Consider the following 20,402-nt stretch of genomic DNA (forward strand, 5'->3'; position numbering starts at 1 on the left):
TGGAACCGTTATGGATCTCATTGCCCTCTCCCGCCTCGGCGGCCGTCATCTGGTTACCCTGCACCTGCTGCTCGACAGCCAGAGCGTCACCCGCACCGCCGAACGACTCTGCACCACCCCCTCCACCGTCAGCAAGACCCTCAACCAGCTGCGGAATCTGCTCGGCGATCAGCTGCTCTACCGCCAGGGCAACCAGCTGTTGCTGACCCCGTTCGCCGAGCGGCTCGGCCCTACGCTGCACCGGCTGTTGAGCGAGCTGAACGGCCTCACCGGCCAGGGCGGGTTCGATCCCGCCAGCTGGCAGGGGCAGCTGAAATTTGCCTTGCGCGAGAGCGGCATGGTCTGGCCCATGGGGCCCATTCTGGCTCAGCTGATGCGCGAGGTGCCGGGCCTGGTGCCCGACATTCGCAACAAGGATGAGCAGGGGTTGGCGGCCCTGGCGGCAGGCAAGCTGGACTTCGTGATCCTGCCCCACGATCAGAGCCAGCCCCTGCCCCGCCAGCAAGGGCTGGTGTGGGAGACCCTGCGCGAGGACAAGCTAGTCTGCCTGCTGCGCGCGGATCACCCGGCGTTGGCGCAATCCTGGGATCTCGATGCCTACCTGAGCTGGCGCCATATCGCCATTCGCGATCAGGAGCTGGCCAACCCTTTCTTCGAACAGAGCCTGGCCCAGTTGCAGGTGCGCCGGCAGATCGCCGCCATCCTGCCGGATTTTGGCAGTGCGGCAGCCCTGCTGCGCCAGAGCGATCTGATCCTCACCGCCATCGGTGGCTGGGCCGAACAGGCGGCCCCCCACGCTCTGGTGAGCAGGCCGGTGCCCTTCGATTACGGCGCCGTCACCCACAGCCTGGTGTGGTACGGCCCGGCCGGAGAGGAGCCGGCCCGGCGCTGGTTTCGCCAGCGCATCCTGCAACTGGCCCGCGAGCTGGGATAAGGACGACTATGCCCGGCACACGCCGGCCGGACATGGCAGGTGTCAGGGTTTCTTGGTGTAGATGGGGCTGGGGAAGGGAGAGACGTTGTTGCCCAGTTCGGTGATGCGGGCGGCCCCCTGCTTGCGCACCTGATCGACCCGCAGCACGTGGTGCATGGGGATCATGGTGCGATTGACGTCGGCAAATTCACTCTTCAACTTCTCGTGGCTGGGGTCGACGATGAGCGCCGTGTGGTTGTCCCACACGAAGTTGGCGATCTCGATGAAGCCGAACAGCTGACCCTGGCTCACTTCCCTGACATAGACTTCGTAACGCTCGTTGTGACAAATGAACTGCACTCGATATAAGGCGTTGGATTCACTCATGTTCGTCTGTTGATGGTGGGCGATTGACCCATTCTAGCCGCCACCTCGCAGAGCTCAAATAGACAGCAATCACAGTTACGTCATCTCAAGACTCAGGCAGCAAAAAAGCCACGCCAAACCGCTCGGTTCGCCGTCCAATCTTGCCTTGTAGTATCAAATCCCTTTGCGATCAGTTGATTAGCATCCGGCTACTTAGAGCAGTGGCGGCAGGCTGACCGGGCCGAGCCCGGCCACCGCCAGCGCAGCGGCCAGCTGCTCCAGCTCCTCTCGCGTCGCCTCTGACCAGCCCTGCGCCGCCCCGCGCACCCCGTGATGGCGAAAGCCGTTGAGGCGGATGGGCACGGGCCCGAGGGCGCGCAAGAAGGTGGCGAGCCCGCCCTCCAGCGTGCCGTCGGCGGCGAGATAGTCGCTCTGCCCCGGCACCTGCAGCAGGCGCACCTCCGCCAGCTTGCCCGCCTGCGCCAGCAATTGCAGCGAGGCCAGCACCCGCTCGCGGCCATAGCCGGTCAGCGTGTGATGCACAGAGTCGCCCCACCCCTTGAGATCGATCATGGCGCCGTCCAGCACCGGCAGCAGCCGCTGCCAGCCAGCCTCGGCGAGCGAACCGTTGCTGTCGAGCAGGCAGTCGAGATGAGCCAGATCCGGCGCCCCCTTGATGGCGGTGAACAGCGCGATCACGAACGGCAGCTGGGTGGTGGCCTCACCGCCGGAGACGGTAATGCCGGTCAGCAGCGGGCCGTAGCGGCGCAGCAGGGCCAGCACCTCGGCCACCGTCATGACAGCTGTCTTGGGGCTGGCGCTGCGGGGGCAGGCATCGAGACAGGCATCGCAGTCGGTGCAGCGTGCCGCCTGCCAGCTCACCCGCCCCTCGTGCAGGGTCAACGCCCCGCTCGGGCAGCCGGGCACGCAGTCACCGCAGTGATCGCAGAGGCCGATGGTGTGCGGGTTATGACAGCCGGGGCAGGCGAAGTTGCAGCCCTGCAGAAACAGCACCAGCCGGTTGCCGGGGCCGTCCACGCAGGAGAAGGGCAACCAGCGGCTCACCGTCGCGCTGCGCACCGCCCCTGCCCGCCTGTTGCACTCAGTAGTCACACAGGGTCGCCTCGCGCCCCACCACCCGCGGCGCCCGCTGGCGGATCCCGGTCAGTTCGCTCGCCTCGGCGCCGAGGCAGGTGGTCTGCAGCCGCGAGCCCTCTGTCGCGAAGCGGGCCACGTCGCTCTTGCGGATCATGTAGCCGGTCACCCGCACCAGGTCGCTGTCCGCCACGTTGGCGGTGAACTCGCGCATGCCGATGGCGAGCGCCCCCTTGCAGAGCTGCAGCAGCGCCTGCGGGTTCTGGCGGATGGTGGGATCCAGGGTGAGGATCTCGCTGATCCCGGAGTGATAGAAGCCGTGGTGCGGTGCCAGCGCCAGCATGTGGCTGGCGGGATCCGGCTCCTCGCCATAGGGGATGCGCACCCCGGGGGTCACCCCGCGATCCACGCTGAGCCCGCCCTGGGAGTGGAGCAGGGCGCGGCCGCCCCAGGCGTGGCGCTGCGGCGTTTCGCTCACGTGGCGGGCGAGCTGGGCCGAGATGCGGTAGCCCAGCTGGTTCGCCTCTTCGTCCCGGCCGTAGCGCTCCGGCAGATTCTCCTTGTCCATCAGAAGGTTGACCGCCTCGGCCATGCCGTAGATGCCGAACATGGGCACGAAGCGATCCTCTTCCAGCAGCCCCTCCTGCACCAGGAAACTGTCGAAGAAGCCGGACTCCTGGTGCAGGAAGGCGGCACGCGCCTCGATCAAACGGGAGGCGAGGCGGCAGTAGTGGGGCAACAGGCAGCCCAGGAAGTCGTCGATACCGTGGGCCTGCTCGGCCACCCGCTTGAGGGAGACCCGCACCAGGGTGTTGGCGCCACCCGCCTGGGGCAGGGCGTTGTAGCAGCTGACGATGCCGAAGCCGCGCTCATCGAAGGTGTTGCGATGGAGCGGGTAGTTGGCGATGTGGGGCTTGCTGCAGGCCGCGATGTTCTTCACCCCCTGCAGCAGCAGGCTGTCCGGGGTCTGCGCCGGATCGTGGAACAAGGTGAGGTTGGGGGCCACCTGCTTGAGATCGCCGTCGATGCGCAGGATCAGGCGGCAGAGCCGGTTGTCATCCGGGCCTATGTTGACGTGCATGAAGGCATCCGGCAGCACCCGATCCAGGTAGATCCAGAACCCCTTCAGCTTGCGATAGAGGGCCTCGTCATCCAGCTCACCGACGAAGGGCAGCAGCAGGTGATCGAGCCGGCCCAGCCAGACCGGCATGCCGGTGACGGAGGGCACATGGTGGTAGAGGATGCGCAAGGCATCGAGCGCCTCGTCGAAATCCTGCGGCGGTGCCAGCTCCAGCCAGGCCGAGCCCTGGCGCAGAAACTTCTCGTAATCCGGCAGCACATAGCGCGGCTTGTAGGGGGCGTGCCCCTCGAACATGTCGCAAACAAAGCCCTTGGCCATCGCCTCGCTCACCTCGGCAGGCAGCTCGGGATAGGGCAGCGCATTCTCGGCGGCCAGCGCCAGGGCATGGCTCTTCTGGGCCGGTGACAGCAGGGGATCGCGCACGATGCGCTGGCAGGTTTCGGTGAAGGACATGGCTCGCTCCTCGAGGGATGGGAGCTAAATCCTCACACTTGAGAGGTGTTTTTTGAAGTGACATTCACAACATGGCGGATATCCAATGAAGACATCCGCCATGCAAGATCACGGGCCTAGCCCAGCCAGGGCAGCAGCTGGGCCACGCCCCCCTGCCAGCGCAGCAGGAAGAAGCCCCCCATGCCGACCACCACCACCAGCAGGGTCGGCAGCCGCAGCAGGGTCAGCGCCGTCACCAGCAGGGTGGCGACCAAGTAGTCCGGATCCCAGCTCAGCCCAGTGCCAGGCTGGTAGCTGAAGACGATGGGCAACCAGATGGCGGTCAGCACCGACTGGGCCGAGAAGCTGAGGAAGGCCCCCATCTCGGCGCCCGGCTGATAGCGGGTCAGCCGCGAGAAGAAGGCGAAGCGGTTGAAGAAGGTGATCAGGGCCAGCAGGCCTATCATCAGCCAGCTCATGATTACCTCCTCATCCGGTGCAGCACATAACCCACCAGCATGCCGGAGAGCGCCGAGATGATGATGTAGACCTCCGCCAGCAGCGGCTTGGTGAGCAGCGCCATGGCACCGCTCACCAGGGTAGCCGCTACCATGGGCAGGTTCTTCATGGCGGGAATGGTCATGGCGATGAAGGTGGCTGCGATAGCGAAGTCCAGCCCCATCTGATCCAGTCCGTCGATGTACTGGCCGGCGGCGATGCCGAGCAGGGTCGCCGCATTCCAGAACAGATAGAAGACGAAGCCGGCAATGAGCGCGTAGGCCGGATCGAAACGGCCACTGCGCTCCCGGTCTTTGAGCGCCACCGCGAACATCTCGTCGGTCAGAAAGAAGGCCAGACTGGCGCGCCAGCGCAGGGAGAGCGGCAGCACGTCGCGGCGAAAGGTGAAGCCGTAGAGCAGGTGCTGGGAGGTGATGACGAAGGTGGAGCCCATGATGGGCAGCAGCGGCGTCCCCGCCCCGAACAGGGTGGTGGCCGAGAGCTGGGCGGCACCGGCATAGACCAGCAGCGACATCAGCTGGGCCTGCAGCGGGCTCAGCCCCACCTGCAGCGCCAGGGCACCGCACAGGATCCCCCAGGGGATCACCGAGACGGAGAGCGGCAGAATATCGATGGAGGCGCGCCACCAGAGCGCGCGGGTACTCTCGGCCCCGACGGGCCGGGAGCAGGTTGCTGATGGCATGGGATCATCCTTGTTGCGTCCACGGCGAGCCGGAAAAACTAGCACAGCACGGGGACGGATACCAAGAGGCTGCGGCTAAAGAGAGGATGGAGCAGAGCGGAGGGAGCCAAAAAACAGAACGCCACCCGGAGGTGGCGCGCTGCAGAGAGTCAGGGCTGAATGACGATGGGGGTGCCAGGTTCGATGGCGTTCCACACTTCATCCAGATCCTTGTTGAGCATGGCGATGCAGCCATTGGTCCAGTTGGACGGCTGCAGGCGGGTGTTGCCTATGCTGTTGCGCTGACCGTGGATCATGATCATGCCACCCGGTCGCACACCCATCTCGTTGGCCGCCTTGATGTCGTCCAGATTCGGGTAGTTGATGTGGATGGCCTTGTAATAGTTGGAGTTGGTCTTCTTGTAGTCGAGGATGTAACGGCCTTCCGGCGTGCGCTGATCCCCTTCCCGCTGCTTGTGCCCCTTGGGAGCCGGACCCAGAGCGATCCAGTAGCGTTTGACCTCCTTGCCATCCTTCATCAGGGTCAGGCTATAACTCGATTTCTTCACCACCACCATATCGGCGGACAGGGTGGCAAAACTCAATGCGGGCCACAGCCCCAGCAAACACAGTAATACGGCTCTCATTCCATCCCTCGGCAAGCCTCTGGTAAGGGCTTTTCTGTTACCAAATCATCTGAACTGCACCGCCTCGTGTGGCGGGCGAGCGCCATCATATTGGATCGCCATCAATACTCAATATATCCAGAGAAACATATCCCGCGCCATCTTTTATAGATTGTTACAATTAACTGCCAAAACAACGGGATAACCCCCCTATCTCGGGATAGTCCCGGGCGGGACATTGGGGGAAGATAAGGCGCTTTTCACCTCTCAGGAACCTCACGATGCGATACCGACTCTCCCTGCTGCTCCTGCTGCTCTGCTCCTCCCTGCAGGCGGCCGAGCCGCTCTGGCTGCGCGAGCCCGCCCTCTCCCCCGATGGCAAGCAGCTTGCCTTCACCTGGCAGGGCCGCGTCTACCTGAGCGCGGGGGATGGCGGCCCCGCCGTGCCCCTCACCGACGGCAACTACCTGAGCCAGCGCCCGCTCTGGTCGCCGGATGGCAAGCTCATAGCCTTTGCCGCCAACCTCTACGGCAACGAGGACGTGTTCGTGGTGCCGAGCCACGGCGGCGAGATGGTGCGGCTGACCCGCGATTCGCGCCCCGATCTGCCCCAGGCCTTCAGCGCTGACGGCAAGCAGCTGTTGCTGAGCAGCCAACGCCTCACCGACCCCGACGCCGATCACTTCGTGGCGGAAGGCTATCAGGCCGGCAACCTCTACTGGACGCCGGTTGCCGGCGGCCCGCTGACCCCTGCCCAGCCCCTGCCCGCCACCCTGGCCCGCCCCCACGGCAACCAGCTGGCCTACCAGATGCCGGGCATGGATCAGCCGTTTCGCAAGCACCAGCACTCGTTCGCCGTCTCCCGTCTGTGGCTGTTCGACGGCAAACAGCATCGCCAGCTGACCGAAGACAGGGTGGCCGCCAGCGATCCGGTCTGGGAGGAGCAGGGCAAGCAGCTCTATTACCTGAGCGAGCGCAGCGGTGATTTCAACGTCTGGCAACGGGACCTGGCCAGCGGCCAGGATCGCCAGCTCACCCACTTCAAGGGCCACCCGGTGCGCGGCCTCAGTGCCTCCCGCCAGGGGGATCTGGTCTGGTCCTGGCAGGGGGAGCTCTACCGCCTCGATGCCGGCAGCGATACCCCGCGCAAGATCGTCATCCAGCCGCTGTTCGCCAAGGTGCCGGCCGAGCAGAGCTGGCAGCCCGGCCCCGTCGACGAGGCCATCGCCCGCCAGGACGGGGAAGAGGTGATCCTGGTCAGCCAGGGGGATCTCTACGCGGTCGATACCCGACGCGAGCGGGTACGCCAGCTTACCCGCCACCCCAGCGAGCAGTCGGCGCCGCGCTATCTGGATAAAGAGCAGGAGCTCATCTACCTCTCCGAACAGGAGGGGCCGGCGGCGCTGTACCGCCTCAAGAAGGGGCAGCCGGACAAGCTGTTCAGCGACCCCGGCTCCCTGACCGAGGAGAAACTGCTGGCCATTCCGGGCGCCGCCATCAGCGTGCCGACCCTCTCCCCCGACGGCAAACAACTCGCCTTCGTGGTGGACGGCCAGGCCATCCACCTGCTGGATCTGGCCAGCGGCAAGCGGCGCCAGCTGGTCGCCGCCGAGTTCAACCCCTCCCGCCACGCGGTGGAGCTGGCCTTTGCCCCTGATTCGCGTCACCTGGCGCTGACCATCCAGCCCGACTCCGCCCAGCAGGAGATCGCCGTCATCGATACCCGGGATGCCAAGGCCAAGCCGGTCAACGTCAGCCTCAACGGCTATCGGGATGGCGATCCTGCCTGGAGTCAGGACGGCGGCATCCTCTACTGGCAGTCCACCAAGTACGGTGTGCTGGGCGCCGATGGCGAGCCCCTCGGCGGCAGCCTGCTCGGCCTCTACAGCAGCCGCGCCGCCAAGAGCGACTTCATCGCCGAGCAGGCACCGCCCAAGGCCGGTTACGGCTTCGAGGCCGACCGTCTGGCGCACCGGGAGGCGATCCAGCTACAGCCAGAGGGCCCCATCCTCGCCAGTCGCATCGTCGACGATCATCTGATCTATCTGGTGGAGGTGATGGACGCCAACGGCGAGAGCGAGATCAAGGGCTACGCCCAGGATCTGCGCAAGGGGGAGACCAAGCTGCTGTTTGCCGAGCAGCCGGGGCCGGCGCTGGCCAGCCTCAACCAGGATGCCAGCCTCGCCACCCTGGTGCGGGAGGGGGAAATCGCCCTCATCGATACCCGCTCCGGCGAGGCCAGCAGCCACCCCTTCAATCTGCTGATCACCGCCAGCTGGCAGGATCGGATGAGCGCCGCCTTCGACCAGATCACCCGCCTCACCCGGGACGAGTTCTACCGGGCCGACATGAACGGGGTGGACTGGGACGGCTATGTGGCCGCCTATCGTCGCCTGCTGCCCGGCATCAGCAACGATCGTGACTTCGGCAACCTGCTGGCAGAGCTGGCCGGCGAGCTCAATGTTTCCCACACCTGGGGCAGCGGTCCGGCCCCCTCCCTGCGCATGCCGGACGAGACCGCCAGCCTCGGTGGTTACTGGCGCGAGCGACAGGGGGCGGTCGAGCTCGACGCCCTGCTGGCCGGCGGCCCGCTGGAGCAGGAGACGGATCTGGCGCCGGGCGCCCGCCTGCTGGCCGTCAACGGCACCGAGCTGCACAGCCTCAACGAGCTGGATGCCCTGCTCAACCACCAGGCCGGCCAGCGACTGGCGCTCACTGTGCTGCCCAAGGGAGCCAAGGAGCCCAGCCAGCTGGAGGTCACCGCCATCGACCTGCAGCAGGAGTATCAGTTGCAGCTCGACGGCTGGATCGCCAAGCGCCGCAGCCAGGTGGAGCAGTTGAGTCAGGGGCGGGTCGGCTATGTCTACCTGCCGGAGATGAGCAGCGCCGTCTATGAGGAGGTGGTGGCCGACGCCCTCGGTCGCCAGCGCAACCGCGAGGCGCTGATCGTCGACGTGCGCTTCAACAAGGGGGGCTATCTGGCCAACACCCTGGTGGAGTTCCTGACCGGCAGCGGCAGCGCTCAGGGCATGGCCCGCAGCTGGCCACGCCTTGGCAAGGGGGAGACGGACGCCGCCACCCGCCAGTGGACCAAACCCTCGGTGGTGCTGGTCAATGCGGGCAGCTACTCGGAAGGCTCGGCCTTTCCCCAGTACTACCGCACCCTCAAGGTGGGCCCCATCGTCGGTGAGCCGGTGCCGGGCACCGGCACCATGGTGTATGCCCACACCTCCAGGCTGATCCCGGGCCTTGCCTACGGCATCCCGACCCTGGGGCTGCGCAACCCCGACGGCACCCTGTACGAGAACCAGGAGCTGATCCCTGACGTGCAGGTGGCGCTGACCCCGGCCGACATGCTGGCGGGACGCGATCCCCAGCTGGCAGCCGCAGTGCAGGCCGCCCTCGCCCAGCTGTCGACGAATGCGAAACCCGCAGCCAAACGGGCTGACTGACGCCAACCAGCAAAAGAGGAGCCGACCGGGCTTGCCCGGTCGGCTCCTCTGACAGACAGACATCAAGGGCGCCCCGCCTGTTGCGGGGCGCCCTTGTTGCATCAGGCCGGCTGAGTCTCCGCAGGCTGGCGGGCCAGCGCCAGCTGATACCTGTGCTCGGCCAGCTCCAGCTCGCGGCGCGCCTCGTCCACCTTGCCGTCGGCGCTCTTCACCGCTGCCACCAGCTGGTTGTAGCGATCCCAGCTGCCGTTGTACTCGTTCACCTCGGCCTGGTAGCGCTGGCTGATCTCGTTGGACTGGCGAATGATGGCGTTGTTCTCATCGTGCAGCTGATCGATGCGGGCGCTCAGGTTCGCCTGGATGGCGCGGATCCGGCGATACTCTTCCGGGCCGTAGCTGCCGTTGTAGCTGTTGTGCTCGCGCACCAGCCGGTTGATCTCCTGCACCGTCTGCCGGTTGCGCTGGTTCAGCTGGCTCAGCTCACGCTGGTAGCGATCAAAGTTGCCCTTGAGCGTCTGCTGGCGATCCTGCAGGGCGGTTCTGGCTGCCACCTGCTGGCTGTAGTGCTCCTGGGCCGCCGCCAGGTCCTGGCGCCGGGTCTCGAGAGAGCGCTCCAGCTCGCCCAGATCCGGCAGCGCTTCCGTCACCATGGTGGGGTAGAAAGCGGCGATCTGCGGCGTCGTCACCTTCAGCGCCCGCACCGCATCGGCACCGTTGGCCTGATCCCGGTAATCCACGCCGCACGGCTGCCCCTTGCAGACCAGATCGGGGCTGGAGAACTTGTACTCGTGGCTGTAGACCCCGAAGCTGGAAGGGTAGGCCATCACGGTGGCGAAGGAACCCCGCACCCCGTGCCCCAACGCATAGTGATAAGTGCCCCCCGTGCCATCCTGCAGGCGGGAGTGGTTGAGCCCCATGTTGTGGCCCAGCTCGTGCGCCAGCACCACGTCGCCACAGCCGGTGGCCGTGACATGGCTGAACATGCTGCCCGCATCCTGGGATACATCCCCGTCGGCATACGCCTTGCGGCCATCGGTATAGGTCGCGGAACCACCAACCCAGGCCAGCCCGCAGCTGCCGTGGTCACCGGTCTGGGGGCGCATCAGCACCACCATGTCGGCGCCATAGCGGGTGCGCAGGGTCGGTACCTGCTTGAAAGCCGGATCCTGCTGGTAGGTCACCGCGTTGAGCGCGGATTTGTCGGTGCCGCCATCCGGGTAATTGACCTGCTGGTCGTGCACGGCCCGCACCGTCAGATCCAGGCCGCTGGCGGCATAGATCTGGTTGGTGACGTTGATCATGTGCTGGATCCGGGTCTGCGCATCCCCCTGATAGCGGGCCGCCAGCCCCGGACTGTGCAGCACCATCAGGTCGATGGTTTCCGCCAGCACGGGGGTCGCCCCAAGCAATCCCGCAATCATGATCCCCAAGGTGGTTTTCTGCATGTGATCTTCCTTTTCTGTTGTTATTGGTGAGTCGGGATCAGGGCGTCATCGCCGCCATGACCCAGATCCAGCGGCGGGTTCTTGTAAACCCAGCCCTTGCCTCCCAGGGTCTCGACGGAGTAACTGCCTTGCGGCGTGCCGATGAACCCGAAAGTCGCTTGCTTGCCGACGGTGAAATTGACCGGATAGCTGTCACCGTCGACCCGAATTTCCCCCTGCCAGTTGCGCTCCCCGCCCCGCTGCAGTTCAACCTTGGTCACCCTGGCCTGCAGGGTGCTGCCGTCCGGCATTGGCAGGGCCACGCTGTCGCCCACCTGGGCCCGCTCCAGGTCGCTGCCCTGCAGGGCGATCGGCTGGGGTTGCTCGACCGCATCGCCGGGCTCCGCCAGCGGAAAGTCGGCATCCACCTCGGCCGCCTGCCAAGGGGTCTCCAGCTGCTGGCTGCCATCTTCCCGCAGCCGATCCGGCTTGGTGGGGGCCGCGACCGGTGCCGGCTTGAGCGCAGGCGCAGGCATGGCGGCGAGCGGCGTGAGCTCCGCCAGCGGGCCGCTATCCGCCGCGTGCTCCTCATCCCCTGCCGCCGCCTGGCCGGGCGCCACCGCTTGCGGCCACAGGTACCAGCCGATCACCCCGGCCAAGAGGGCGCACAACCCCAGCCAAGGCTTCCATTTCGCTCTCTTCATACTGATACTCCAGTCAAAAACAATCCTTATAAAACAATGAATTGCGTTCAAAGTGAGCAGGCATGCTAGAAACCGCCGAGCAGGCTGGCACCCCCCTATATGGGGCGTCGAAAAAATGGGCGCGGGAGGTTCACACCCGCAGGATGAGTCGCGCAAGTCAGTGCTGGCGGGGGCTGAGAGAGGGTTCGAATGATGCTTTTTTGCCGCATGAAAATGGCCCCGAAAAGGGCTGGAATGAGGCCATTCACCCCATATGGGTTAAGCAGATTTGGCTGTACCGGGGGGCAGGCGTCGGCGTACCCTGATGGCATCAATCAGGTCAAGGATGTTGCATGAACGGTTTGCCGATACGGGCGCCAGCACTGGGCTGGCTGTTGATTTCACTGCTGGCGGCGCCGCTGGCCGCCGCCCCTCTGACGCTGCAGGGCGAGACCCAGCGTTACCGCATCGATCCCGATACCCTGGCCATCTCGGTCAACCAGATCCCGGTCAGCGCCGGCCAGCCCGCTCGCCAGGTCGATCAGTTGCAACAAGGGGAGCAGCAGGCCAGCTGGCACTGGCCCGCCCAGGACGCCAGGGTGGAGGTCAAGCTGGATGGCGACGACCTCTTGCTGACGCTGGTCAGCGACAGTCCCCGTCAGCTGGCCTGGTTCAGCCTGCCGAAAAACCAGACCCACCTCTCCCTGGCCTTCGGCGAGGGCAGCCGCTTCTCGGTGCGCGACAGCGACTGGCTCGGCTATGTCGGCGACGAGCTGGCCGAGCTCAACACCCATTACGACCTCAAGCTGCCGCTCTGGAGCCAGGATGCCGGCAAGCAGACCTACAGCTGGATCCTGCAGACCCCCTACGACAACCGGCTTCGCTTCAGCCGCCAGGGAGGCCGGCTGCAACTGAGCGCCAGCCATGAATTCAGCAGCTTCAACCAGCAGGCGCCTATGGTGGTGCGGCTGAGCGTGGGGGATGACTGGCTGGCCGGCGCCCGCCGCTACCGGGCGTGGTTGCAGAGCGAGGGGGCCTGGCAGTCTCTGGCCGACAAGGTCGCCCGCATTCCCGCCGGGCGGCGGCTGATCGGCGCCAGCCATGTCTACCTGTGGGGTGATGCCCTGCTCGATCGGCAAGATGTGAAGGCGTGGCCCGCGCTGCAGGCCAAGCTCCGGCAAAAGCCGGAGTGGCTGCAAGGCTTCAACAGCGAGGAGCGGGAGGCGCTGGCCGCCAAGGCGCCAGAACCCTGGCAGCAGGCGCTGATCATGGCGGGTCTCAACCGGCTGATTGCCGACCAGCTGCCGCTGCCTGCCCAGCAGGGCCCGCATGCCCAGAGCAAGGTGCTGGCCCTGCGCCAACAGTGGGTCAAGAGCCAGTTCGGCGAGCAACTGGTGGCGCAGGAGCGCTGGGGCCAGGGGCTGTCGCTGCCGGTGATCGAGGCGCTGCAGCAGGCGGGACTGCGCAAGCTGTGGCTCGGCACCCCGCAGTGGACAGCTGCCCTGCAGCAGGGCTATGCCCTCACTGCCGCCCAGCGCCAGGGCTATCTGGTGGGCAGCTATGACTCCTACGATACCGCCATCGCGCCCGGCACCAACGACAGCTGGCTCACCGCACAGCTGCCACCGGAGATCGGCAAGCGCTGCGCCATCGTCGAGGCCAACGGCAAGCCCAAGCCGGGCTTTGGTGGCGAGGGGGTCTATCTCAATCCGGGCTGCACCCTGCCGTTTGCCAAGAGCCGCATGAGCGAGCTGGCCAAGGCCAGCGGCATCAACAGCCTGTTCCTCGACGTGGACGGCACCGCCATGGCCTCCAACGATTACAACCCGGCCCACCAGCAGGGCAGCCAGGCGATGATCGCCGACCGCAACGCCCGCATGAGCTGGGTGGGAGAGCGGCTCGGGCTGGTGCTGGGCTCGGAGGATGGCAACGCCCTCACCAGCAAGCCGCTGCTGTTTGCCCACGGCATCCAGAGCTGGGGCTTTGGCTGGACCGATGCCGCCATGCGCAAGCAGGCCAAATCCCCCTACTACCTCGGCAAGTGGTGGCCGGACGAGGCGCCGCAGGTCTTCTTCCAGCCCGCCCGACTCAAGCCGCGCTACCTGAAGACGGTGTTCAACCCGGCGGATCGGCTGCCCCTCTATCAGGCGGTGTTCCACGACTCCGTGCTCAACAGCCACCACTGGCTGCTGGACAACCTGAAATTCCCGGGCATCAAGGAGGAGCGCGCCCTGCTCGGCCTGCTCTACAACACGCCACCGCTGGTCAACCTGAGTCGCAGCACGCTGGCGAGCCGCCTGCCGGAGCTGGTGAGGCTAGACAGCCAGTTCGGCCCGCTGCACGAGGCGCTGTGGGACAAGGCACTGGTGGGCTTTCGCTGGCGTGACGGGGTGGGCCGGGTGCAGGAGACCCGCTTCTCCGACGGCAGCCGGCTGGTGGCCAACTTCGGCCACAGCTCCATCATGATCGACGGCCACAAGCTGCCGGGCCACCAGCTGCTGGTGGCGCTCAAGGACAAACCGGTCAGCGTGCTGAAGATCCAAGGCTGAACCCGGGCCGCCATCAGGAGGGGGTCGCCCCGCTGGCCGGGGCGGGCGGCACTGCATGGAGGTTAAGCCAGCGCCGGCGCAGCGCCTCCAGCGAGCCATCCTGGCGCATCTGGTCGAGGGCCCGCTGCAGGGCCTGCACCTTGGCCGGCTCCGTCGCCAGGTTGAGGGCGAAGTAGTACTGTTCGCCGTCGTCATAGACGAACAGCGGAGTGAGCGCATCCAAGCCGTGCCCCAGCTGGTGCATGTGAAAGGCAGCCCCCAGATCCAGCGCCGTCACCAGCTCCACCCGGCCGCGCAGCAGCATGCGAAACTTGTCCTCCTCGCTGTTGACGCTGACCGGCGCCAGCCCCTGGCGGATCAGCTGCTGGGCCGAGGCCGAATTGCGCACCACGGCGATCCGGTAGTGGCTCGCCTCCTGCAGGCTGCGGGGCTGGATGTCGGTGCGCGAGCTCAGCCGCCACACCCTGATGGTGCGCGGCCCGACCGGCCCCACCCACTGGAACTGCTGCTCCCGCTCCGGGGTGCGTGCCACCGAGAAGAGGATGCTGCCCGCCTGATAGCGGGCATTCTGATAGGCCCGCGCCCAGGGCTGCAGCTGGATGTCACCGCGCAGCGCCAGGCCGCTGCGCGCCAGCAGGGCATGCAGCAGATCCACCGAGAAACCGCTCACCGGCTGACCGGCCAGCTGATAGTTGTAAGGGGGCATCTGCTCGGTCAGCGCCTGCAGTGCCCGGGCCGGCTGCGCCAGCCCTCCCGTCAGCAGCAGCGTGACCAGAAGCCACCGCCACCGCGCTGTTGTTCCCACCCTCGACTCCTTCCCATGAAAACAGACCCCTGCCGCGGCAGGGGTCTGACATAACGCATGTTCACCGGCTTGCGCCTCAGTGGCTGGTCACCGGCTCCTGGTAGTGGTCGCGGATCCAGCGCTCGAAGTCGGCCAGCATGGCCGCTTCGGAGCCGCTATTGTCGGCGATAAGCTGGTCGCCGTGAACCACCCGGATGCGGGCATTGAGCGGCTCACCCTCGCCGACCGGCGGACGCTGGCGGGCCGCCGCCATACAGGCTTCTGCCTGCTGCCACGCCTCGGCCACGCTCTGGTTGCAGGCCCGGACCAGCGGACCGGCGCTGAAGCCCTTGCCGGTCAGGCTTTGCAGCGTCTCGTCATGGGTCATGCCGTTGCCCGGACCCCAGTAGTGGGCGGCCAGATCCGGCCCGATACGCGGGTTGTCGGTGAGGTAGCCGTCGCGCTTGAGGAAGTAGGCGCGGGTCTGCTCCACCGCCATCAGCGCCAGCAGATAGCCGTGATAGGCACAGGCCGACTCCTGGTTGAGCAGGTGCGGGATGGCCAGCAGCGGGCGCGGGCTCTCCACCCCCAGGATCTGGCGCTCCCAGCGGCGGGCCAGTGCCAGCACGGCGGCCGGGGTGCGTTCCGCCTCGTCCATGGCGTAGAGATCCCGCTCGAAGTAGGCCACCAGCGCGATCTGGCGCTCATTGAAGGCGCGAAACGGCTGGCGCGCCTCGATCATCGCCTTGATCAGCGCATCGGGGATCGGCTCCCCCGCCGCGTTTCTGGCGTAGCGCTTGAGCCAGTCCGCATCGTCCAGCAGGCTGTCGCAGAACATCGACTGGGTCTCGGCGTAGGCCATGGAGGTGGGCGGGAACTCCTGGGAGAAGCAGGGGGCGTTACCGGTGACATTGGCAAAGTGCGCCGCGTGGCCGCCCTCATGGAACAGGGTGTTGAGCCCGCTCCAGCCGCTGCCCACCTGGGCCGGGTTGGCCAGGCTGGTGAAGTTGACCACCGCCGGCACCCACTCCCCCTCCTGCCAGAAGCTCGGCACCGGGCCGTGGCAGAAGCCGTTCTCGTATTTCCCCTCCCGGGTCAGCAGATCCAGGGTGAGGGTGGCACCGCGGTACTGGATGCCGAGCCGGCGAAAGCTATCGACCCAGTCCTGCAGCGCCCGCGAGAAGGGCACGTAAGGGTCGAGCTGGCGGGTCACGTCGCCACTCACGCTGTAGCGCAGGTTGTGGGGCAGCAGGGCCGCCTCCCCCTTGACCGCTTTCAGCTCGGCCAGGCTCTGGTGCAGCCGCTGCTCGGTGCCGGCGATGAAGTCGTCGAGAATGGCGAACAGCTGCGCCGGGCTCATCTGCTCGTTCTTGTGCACCTTGTAGTCGAAGTAGTCGCGATACCCCATGGCGCGGGCGAAGCGGTTGCGCAGCGCGACGATGGCCAGATAGCCGTTGTCCACCACCCACTGCTCCAGGGTGTGGAACATGGCGAGCGCACTCTGGCGCACCGCCTCGTCGCTGCTGGCGGCCAGCGCCGTGCTGGCGGCGGGCAGGCTGCCGGCCACCTGCCCGCCCTGCTCGTCCAGCAAGGTCAGCTTCAGCTCCCGGCGGCGGGCAAACAGCGCCGCCTCGGCGGCCACCAGCTCGTCCATCAGGGCCGCAGCCTGAGGATCCTCGATGACGTTGCACTCGAAGAAGGCGATCCAGCCCCCCAGACCGCGCTTGAGCTCGGTCTCCTCGGCCTCGGCCTGCATCTGCCGCAACACCGGCAGGCGCGCCGGATCGGCGCAGAACGCCTTGTAGGCCTGCTCGGCGGCGGTGAAGCCGGCCTGATCGTCGCTGGTGCCCATGTAGGTGGACCAGAACAGATCCTCCTTGCGCCTGTGTACCTGCAGGTAGTCGGCGTTGAGCTGGTTGAGATAATTCCTGGCAATGGAACTCATAACTTCCCTCTTGTTATGGGGCGGCCGCGAGGGCGCCCACTCCTTTTTGGTGAAATGCCAACTCATTCACATTTTCTGCAAATTGAGCAGACAAATAGTGCGCCGGGATGCGCGCCATCACGCTATCAAAAGCGAGGGTTTCTGTCTGCTGGCTATACTGATTGTCAAATTGCTCAATTGGCGTTTTATGGCCCCAAGCCATTGAAAGTTAATTAAATGTTAACAACAAAATAATCAGGGCCAGCCGACGGACTGGCCACCACCAGACCCGCACGGGAAAGTTAAGGAAGAGACTATGTTCAAGCTCGGTGATATTGCCGTGAGCCGCAAACTGATGCTGTTGCTCTCACTGGCGCTGATCGGTTTCATCGCACTGCTGCTCATCTCGGCCAGTGCCCTGCATCGCAACCTGATGAGTGAACGGGAAGCCAGGCTGCAGGCCGTGCTGGATCTGGCCATGAGCCGGATCCAGACGCTGGCGGCCACCCTGCCCGCCCCCCAGGCCCAGGCCGAAGCCAAGGCCATGCTCAACAGCATGCGCTTTGACGGCGACAACTACCTGTTCGTGCTGGACGAGAACCGCCGGATGGTGGTGCACCCCGTCAGGCCCGAGCTGGTCGGCCAGCAGATGGGCGAGAGCGGCACCGCCACCGCCGGCGTCCACTGGCAGCAGATGGTGGATCTCGGCAAGGGGGGCCACAGCGGCCGGCTGGAATACAAGTGGATCTCCCCCTCCGGCGAGGCGGCCCAGAAGATGTCGCTGGTGGCCGGTTATCAGCCCTGGGGCTGGATCCTCGGCTCCGGCGTGCTGCTGCAGGACATCCAGGCCACCATCTGGTCCCAGTATCAGCTGATGGGGGGCGCCACCTTGCTGGTGACCCTGCTGATGGGGCTGCTGGGCTTTGCCATCAGCCGCTCCATCGTCAATCCGCTGGCCGAGATCAACCGGGCCATGCAGCAGGTGGCCGCCGGCGATCTGGTGGTGAGCATCCCGGTGCACGGCAAGGATGAGCTGGGGGCCGTCGCCAGCTGCACCAACCAGGGGCTCAACGCCATTCGCCGCGCCCTGCTGGAGGCGAGCCAGGGGGCCCGCAACGTGGCAGATGCCGCCCTGCGCATCGCCGCCTCCGCCGAGCAGACCAACCAGGCGGTCAACAGCCAGCGGGATCAGCTGGCCCAGCTCGCCACCGCCATGAACGAGATGAGCGCCACCATCTCCGACGTGGCGGGCCACGCCGAGAACACCGCCCGCGATACCCAGGACGCCACCAGCGAGGCCGGCCTCGGCAACCGTGACGTGCACGCCAGCGTGCACGGCATCCAGGCGCTGGCCACCGAGGTGGAGCAGGCCACCCTGCAGGTCAACCAGCTCAAGGAGGGGGTGATGCAGATAAGCGAGGTGACGGCGGTCATCAGCGCCATCTCGGAGCAGACCAACCTGCTGGCCCTCAACGCCGCCATCGAGGCGGCCCGCGCCGGCGAGCAGGGCCGCGGGTTTGCCGTGGTGGCCGACGAGGTGCGCCAGCTGGCCAGCCGCACCCGCCAGTCCACCGAGGAGATCCAGAGCACCATAGCCCAGCTGCAACAGCGGGCGGTGACCGCCGCCAGCGCCATGGACGCCAGCCGCAAGCTGGCGGAGAGCAGCGTCAGCCAGTCGGAGAAGGCGGGCCAGGATCTCTCCCTCATCGTCAACCATATCCAGCACGTCAGCGACATGGCGACCCAGATAGCGACCGCGGCGGAGCAGCAGAGCATGGTGGCGGAGGACATGAACCGCAACGTCAGCGGCATCAACGACTCGGCGCTGGAGATGTCCCAGTCCGCCTCCCAGCTGGCCCAGGAGAGCGAGCTGCTGGCCGGGCTTTCACGCAGCCTGGACGAGCGGCTGGCGGTATTCAAGCTCGGCAGCGCCATCGACCAGCAGCTGGAGCAGCGACTCGCCCCTCTGCACCGGCAGGTGAGCCCGGCTGAACGCCCCCGCGTTCGCCACTGATCCGTCCTGCCCTGTCGCAGCGCACGCCCCCGTCAGCCCGGCTGGCGGGGGCGTGCTTCATTGATGAAAAATGTGGATTTTTTGCATCTTGTCGACCTGTTCGACGACATTGATGCGGCGGCGTTCAGTTAACCACCATTTAAAAACAAACAGTTAAGTGTTTGCTCTACTCCGATGAGGTCAAGCTGTAAAGATTTACACTTAATTATTTAATCAAAAATAGCCATGATGGGTTGTCGCCAAACGCGACACCATGACCCTTTATGTAGTCATTTGGCAAACTGGTTGAAAGGCCAGGACGCAAAGCCTCCGGTCTAAAGACATGTCGTCCAGGATAGCGGGGTTGCCACATCGTGCTTCGGGGAACTCCCCCTGCCAACTTGACTGCCCACATCTGTCGAACAGAGGAATGTATGGCAGCAAAAATCCAACTCAATCACGTCGCTGCGACGCTGGCCTTGCTGGTCAGTGGCAGCGTGTTCGCCCACGGCTACATCAGCCAGCCGGAATCGCGCAACTACCTGTGCAAGACCGGCGGCAACAGCCAGTGCGGCGCGGTGCAATGGGAGCCCCAGAGCGTGGAAGGCCCCTCCGGCTTCCCGCAGGCCGGTCCGCCCGATGGCCAGATCGCCTCGGCCGGCAGTGCCAGCTGGCGCGAGCTGAACGCCCAGACCAGCGACCGCTGGACCCGCCGCGAGGTGCAGGCCGGCCCCTTCGCCATCAGCTGGACCTTCACCGCCAACCACGTCACCCGCAACTGGCGCTACTACCTCACCAAGCAGGACTGGAACCCGAACCAGCCGCTGACCCGCGCCGCCTTCGAGCTCACCCCCTTCTGCGTGGTGGACGGCAACATGACCCAGCCGCCCAAGCAGGTCACCCACCAGTGCAACCTGCCCCAGCGCACCGGCTATCAGGTGATCCTGGGGGTGTGGGAAGTGGGGGACACCAGCAACAGCTTCTATAACGTGATCGACGCCAACTTCAAGGGCGGCACCCAGCCACCGCTGGCCTGGAGCCAGGGCGGCACCATCTATCCTTCCACCGAGCTGGCGGTCGGCGACAAGGCCAGAACCCTGGTGTTCGACGCCAACGGCGTGCGCCCCGATCTGCAGACCGAGCTGACCATCGCCAGCCCGGAGCAAGGGCAGAAGAACAACTGGACCCACGCCCTGGCGACCAAGATCAATGCAGAGCAGAGCCAGATCCGCTCCGGCCAGCAAAGCGGCGAAGGCCAGTTCAACCCCGTCTACGGCCAGAACCCGGTCTACTTCAAGGCCGGCAGCGCCCTGGAGCGAGTCGAGATCCAGCTCGAGCAACAGCAGCCGCCGGTGAGCAACGGCGTCAGCGTGAGCGGCCTGGAGAGCGACTACCTGCTCGACGAGGGCAAGCTTACCCTCAACTTTACCGTGGCCGCCGAGGGCGATCTGACCGTCACCAACACCCTGTATGATCACGGTGGGGCCGCCAAGGGGCAGACCAGCGCCGACATCAAGGACAGCACCCACAGCTTCACCATGCCGCTGACCGGGCTCAGCGCCGGTCACCACCAGCTGGTGATCGAGGGCAAACCCAAGGCCGGTGGCGATGCGGTGCAGCAGACCCTGGATCTGATGCTCAAGGATCCGGCCGCCGGCGGTGACTACCAGTTCACCTTCCCGGACGGGCTCAAGTCCTACACCGACGGCACCAAGGTGCTGCAGCCCAAGAACGGCAAGATCTACCAGTGCAAGCCCTTCCCCTATCGCGGCTGGTGCAGCCAGTGGTCGGCCAGTGCCACCCAGTATGAACCCGGGGTCGGCACCAATTGGCAGGATGCCTGGATCCTGGTGAACTGAGCCGCAGGCACAGCATGACACCATCAACAAAACGGGGAGCC

At 65.9% G+C, this 20,402-nt stretch carries 15 protein-coding genes and 1 riboswitch; of the genes, 5 read left to right on the plus strand and 10 right to left on the minus strand.

Annotation, left to right across the window (positions count from 1 at the left end; all coding sequences use genetic code 11):
* Positions 1-10 precede the first annotated feature (10 nt).
* Complete coding sequence (locus tag OKC29_RS04495) at positions 11-934, plus strand: LysR family transcriptional regulator (RefSeq protein ID WP_073348833.1); 924 nt, start codon at positions 11-13, stop codon at positions 932-934.
* Positions 935-976: 42 nt separating this feature from the next.
* Here OKC29_RS04495 and OKC29_RS04500 read toward each other — a convergent pair whose 3' ends face one another.
* From OKC29_RS04500 to OKC29_RS04525, 6 genes are all read right to left on the minus strand, one after another.
* Positions 977-1,300, minus strand: a complete 324-nt coding sequence (locus tag OKC29_RS04500) for a DUF1820 family protein (protein ID WP_011704589.1) — start codon at positions 1,298-1,300, stop codon at positions 977-979.
* 192 nt (positions 1,301-1,492) lie between these two features.
* Complete coding sequence (locus tag OKC29_RS04505; RefSeq protein ID WP_073352322.1) at positions 1,493-2,344, minus strand: YjjW family glycine radical enzyme activase; 852 nt, start codon at positions 2,342-2,344, stop codon at positions 1,493-1,495.
* A 37-nt stretch (positions 2,345-2,381) separates the two neighbouring features.
* Positions 2,382-3,908, minus strand: a complete 1,527-nt coding sequence (locus OKC29_RS04510; protein WP_024944605.1) for a YjjI family glycine radical enzyme — start codon at positions 3,906-3,908, stop codon at positions 2,382-2,384.
* 116 nt (positions 3,909-4,024) lie between these two features.
* Positions 4,025-4,366, minus strand: a complete 342-nt coding sequence (locus OKC29_RS04515) for an AzlD domain-containing protein (RefSeq protein ID WP_010635181.1) — start codon at positions 4,364-4,366, stop codon at positions 4,025-4,027.
* A gap of 2 nt (positions 4,367-4,368) precedes the next feature.
* A complete protein-coding gene (locus tag OKC29_RS04520; RefSeq protein ID WP_011704586.1) occupies positions 4,369-5,088 on the minus strand; it encodes an AzlC family ABC transporter permease in 720 nt (239 codons plus the stop codon).
* Between the two features lie 149 nt (positions 5,089-5,237).
* The gene (locus tag OKC29_RS04525; RefSeq protein WP_024944607.1) at positions 5,238-5,714 is read right to left on the minus strand and encodes a L,D-transpeptidase family protein; all 477 of its coding nucleotides are present in this window, start codon (positions 5,712-5,714) and stop codon (positions 5,238-5,240) included.
* 260 nt (positions 5,715-5,974) lie between these two features.
* Between OKC29_RS04525 and OKC29_RS04530 the strand changes: the two genes are divergently transcribed.
* Positions 5,975-9,145, plus strand: coding sequence for a S41 family peptidase (locus OKC29_RS04530; RefSeq protein ID WP_073348832.1), 3,171 nt, complete (start codon positions 5,975-5,977; stop codon positions 9,143-9,145).
* 101 nt (positions 9,146-9,246) lie between these two features.
* Here the strand turns inward: OKC29_RS04530 and OKC29_RS04535 are convergent, their stop codons facing one another.
* Together OKC29_RS04535 and OKC29_RS04540 are read right to left on the minus strand one after the other, a co-directional pair.
* Positions 9,247-10,590, minus strand: a complete 1,344-nt coding sequence (locus OKC29_RS04535) for a zinc-dependent metalloprotease (RefSeq protein WP_073348831.1) — start codon at positions 10,588-10,590, stop codon at positions 9,247-9,249.
* A 20-nt stretch (positions 10,591-10,610) separates the two neighbouring features.
* Complete coding sequence (locus tag OKC29_RS04540) at positions 10,611-11,273, minus strand: hypothetical protein (protein ID WP_162275600.1); 663 nt, start codon at positions 11,271-11,273, stop codon at positions 10,611-10,613.
* A 332-nt stretch (positions 11,274-11,605) separates the two neighbouring features.
* Here OKC29_RS04540 and OKC29_RS04545 point away from each other — a divergent pair, with 332 nt between their 5' ends.
* A complete protein-coding gene (locus tag OKC29_RS04545) occupies positions 11,606-13,801 on the plus strand; it encodes a glycoside hydrolase (protein ID WP_073348828.1) in 2,196 nt (731 codons plus the stop codon).
* Between the two features lie 13 nt (positions 13,802-13,814).
* Here OKC29_RS04545 and OKC29_RS04550 read toward each other — a convergent pair whose 3' ends face one another.
* The gene (locus OKC29_RS04550) at positions 13,815-14,606 is read right to left on the minus strand and encodes a substrate-binding periplasmic protein (RefSeq protein ID WP_073348827.1); all 792 of its coding nucleotides are present in this window, start codon (positions 14,604-14,606) and stop codon (positions 13,815-13,817) included.
* Between the two features lie 76 nt (positions 14,607-14,682).
* The gene (locus tag OKC29_RS04555; protein WP_073348826.1) at positions 14,683-16,530 is read right to left on the minus strand and encodes a M3 family metallopeptidase; all 1,848 of its coding nucleotides are present in this window, start codon (positions 16,528-16,530) and stop codon (positions 14,683-14,685) included.
* Between the two features lie 295 nt (positions 16,531-16,825).
* On the opposite strand from OKC29_RS04555, the gene OKC29_RS04560 reads away from it, so the two are divergent.
* Entirely contained in the window at positions 16,826-18,523 is a 1,698-nt protein-coding gene (locus OKC29_RS04560; protein WP_073348825.1) for a methyl-accepting chemotaxis protein, read from the plus strand.
* A gap of 265 nt (positions 18,524-18,788) precedes the next feature.
* Positions 18,789-18,874: riboswitch (cyclic di-GMP riboswitch) on the plus strand.
* A 62-nt stretch (positions 18,875-18,936) separates the two neighbouring features.
* Positions 18,937-20,361 carry an N-acetylglucosamine-binding protein GbpA gene (gbpA, locus tag OKC29_RS04565; RefSeq protein WP_162275599.1) on the plus strand — a complete coding sequence of 475 codons (1,425 nt, stop codon included), beginning with the start codon at positions 18,937-18,939 and terminating at the stop codon, positions 20,359-20,361.
* Positions 20,362-20,402: the final 41 nt, after the last annotated feature.

Origin of the sequence: Aeromonas sp. QDB34 (assembly GCF_027705405.1) — a bacterium.
Classification (GTDB): Bacteria; Pseudomonadota; Gammaproteobacteria; order Enterobacterales; family Aeromonadaceae; genus Aeromonas; species Aeromonas hydrophila.

Bases quoted from the DNA above. Each gene is read 5' to 3' on its own strand.
- OKC29_RS04495 (WP_073348833.1), top strand. From the start codon at position 11: ATGGATCTCATTGCCCTCTCCCGCCTCGGCGGCCGTCATCTGGTTACC.
- OKC29_RS04500 (WP_011704589.1), bottom strand. From the start codon at position 1,300: ATGAGTGAATCCAACGCCTTATATCGAGTGCAGTTCATTTGTCACAAC.
- OKC29_RS04510 (WP_024944605.1), bottom strand. From the start codon at position 3,908: ATGTCCTTCACCGAAACCTGCCAGCGCATCGTGCGCGATCCCCTGCTG.
- OKC29_RS04515 (WP_010635181.1), bottom strand. From the start codon at position 4,366: ATGAGCTGGCTGATGATAGGCCTGCTGGCCCTGATCACCTTCTTCAAC.
- OKC29_RS04520 (WP_011704586.1), bottom strand. From the start codon at position 5,088: ATGCCATCAGCAACCTGCTCCCGGCCCGTCGGGGCCGAGAGTACCCGC.
- OKC29_RS04525 (WP_024944607.1), bottom strand. From the start codon at position 5,714: ATGAGAGCCGTATTACTGTGTTTGCTGGGGCTGTGGCCCGCATTGAGT.
- OKC29_RS04530 (WP_073348832.1), top strand. From the start codon at position 5,975: ATGCGATACCGACTCTCCCTGCTGCTCCTGCTGCTCTGCTCCTCCCTG.
- OKC29_RS04535 (WP_073348831.1), bottom strand. From the start codon at position 10,590: ATGCAGAAAACCACCTTGGGGATCATGATTGCGGGATTGCTTGGGGCG.
- OKC29_RS04540 (WP_162275600.1), bottom strand. From the start codon at position 11,273: ATGAAGAGAGCGAAATGGAAGCCTTGGCTGGGGTTGTGCGCCCTCTTG.
- OKC29_RS04545 (WP_073348828.1), top strand. From the start codon at position 11,606: ATGAACGGTTTGCCGATACGGGCGCCAGCACTGGGCTGGCTGTTGATT.
- OKC29_RS04555 (WP_073348826.1), bottom strand. From the start codon at position 16,530: ATGAGTTCCATTGCCAGGAATTATCTCAACCAGCTCAACGCCGACTAC.
- OKC29_RS04560 (WP_073348825.1), top strand. From the start codon at position 16,826: ATGTTCAAGCTCGGTGATATTGCCGTGAGCCGCAAACTGATGCTGTTG.
- gbpA (WP_162275599.1), top strand. From the start codon at position 18,937: ATGGCAGCAAAAATCCAACTCAATCACGTCGCTGCGACGCTGGCCTTG.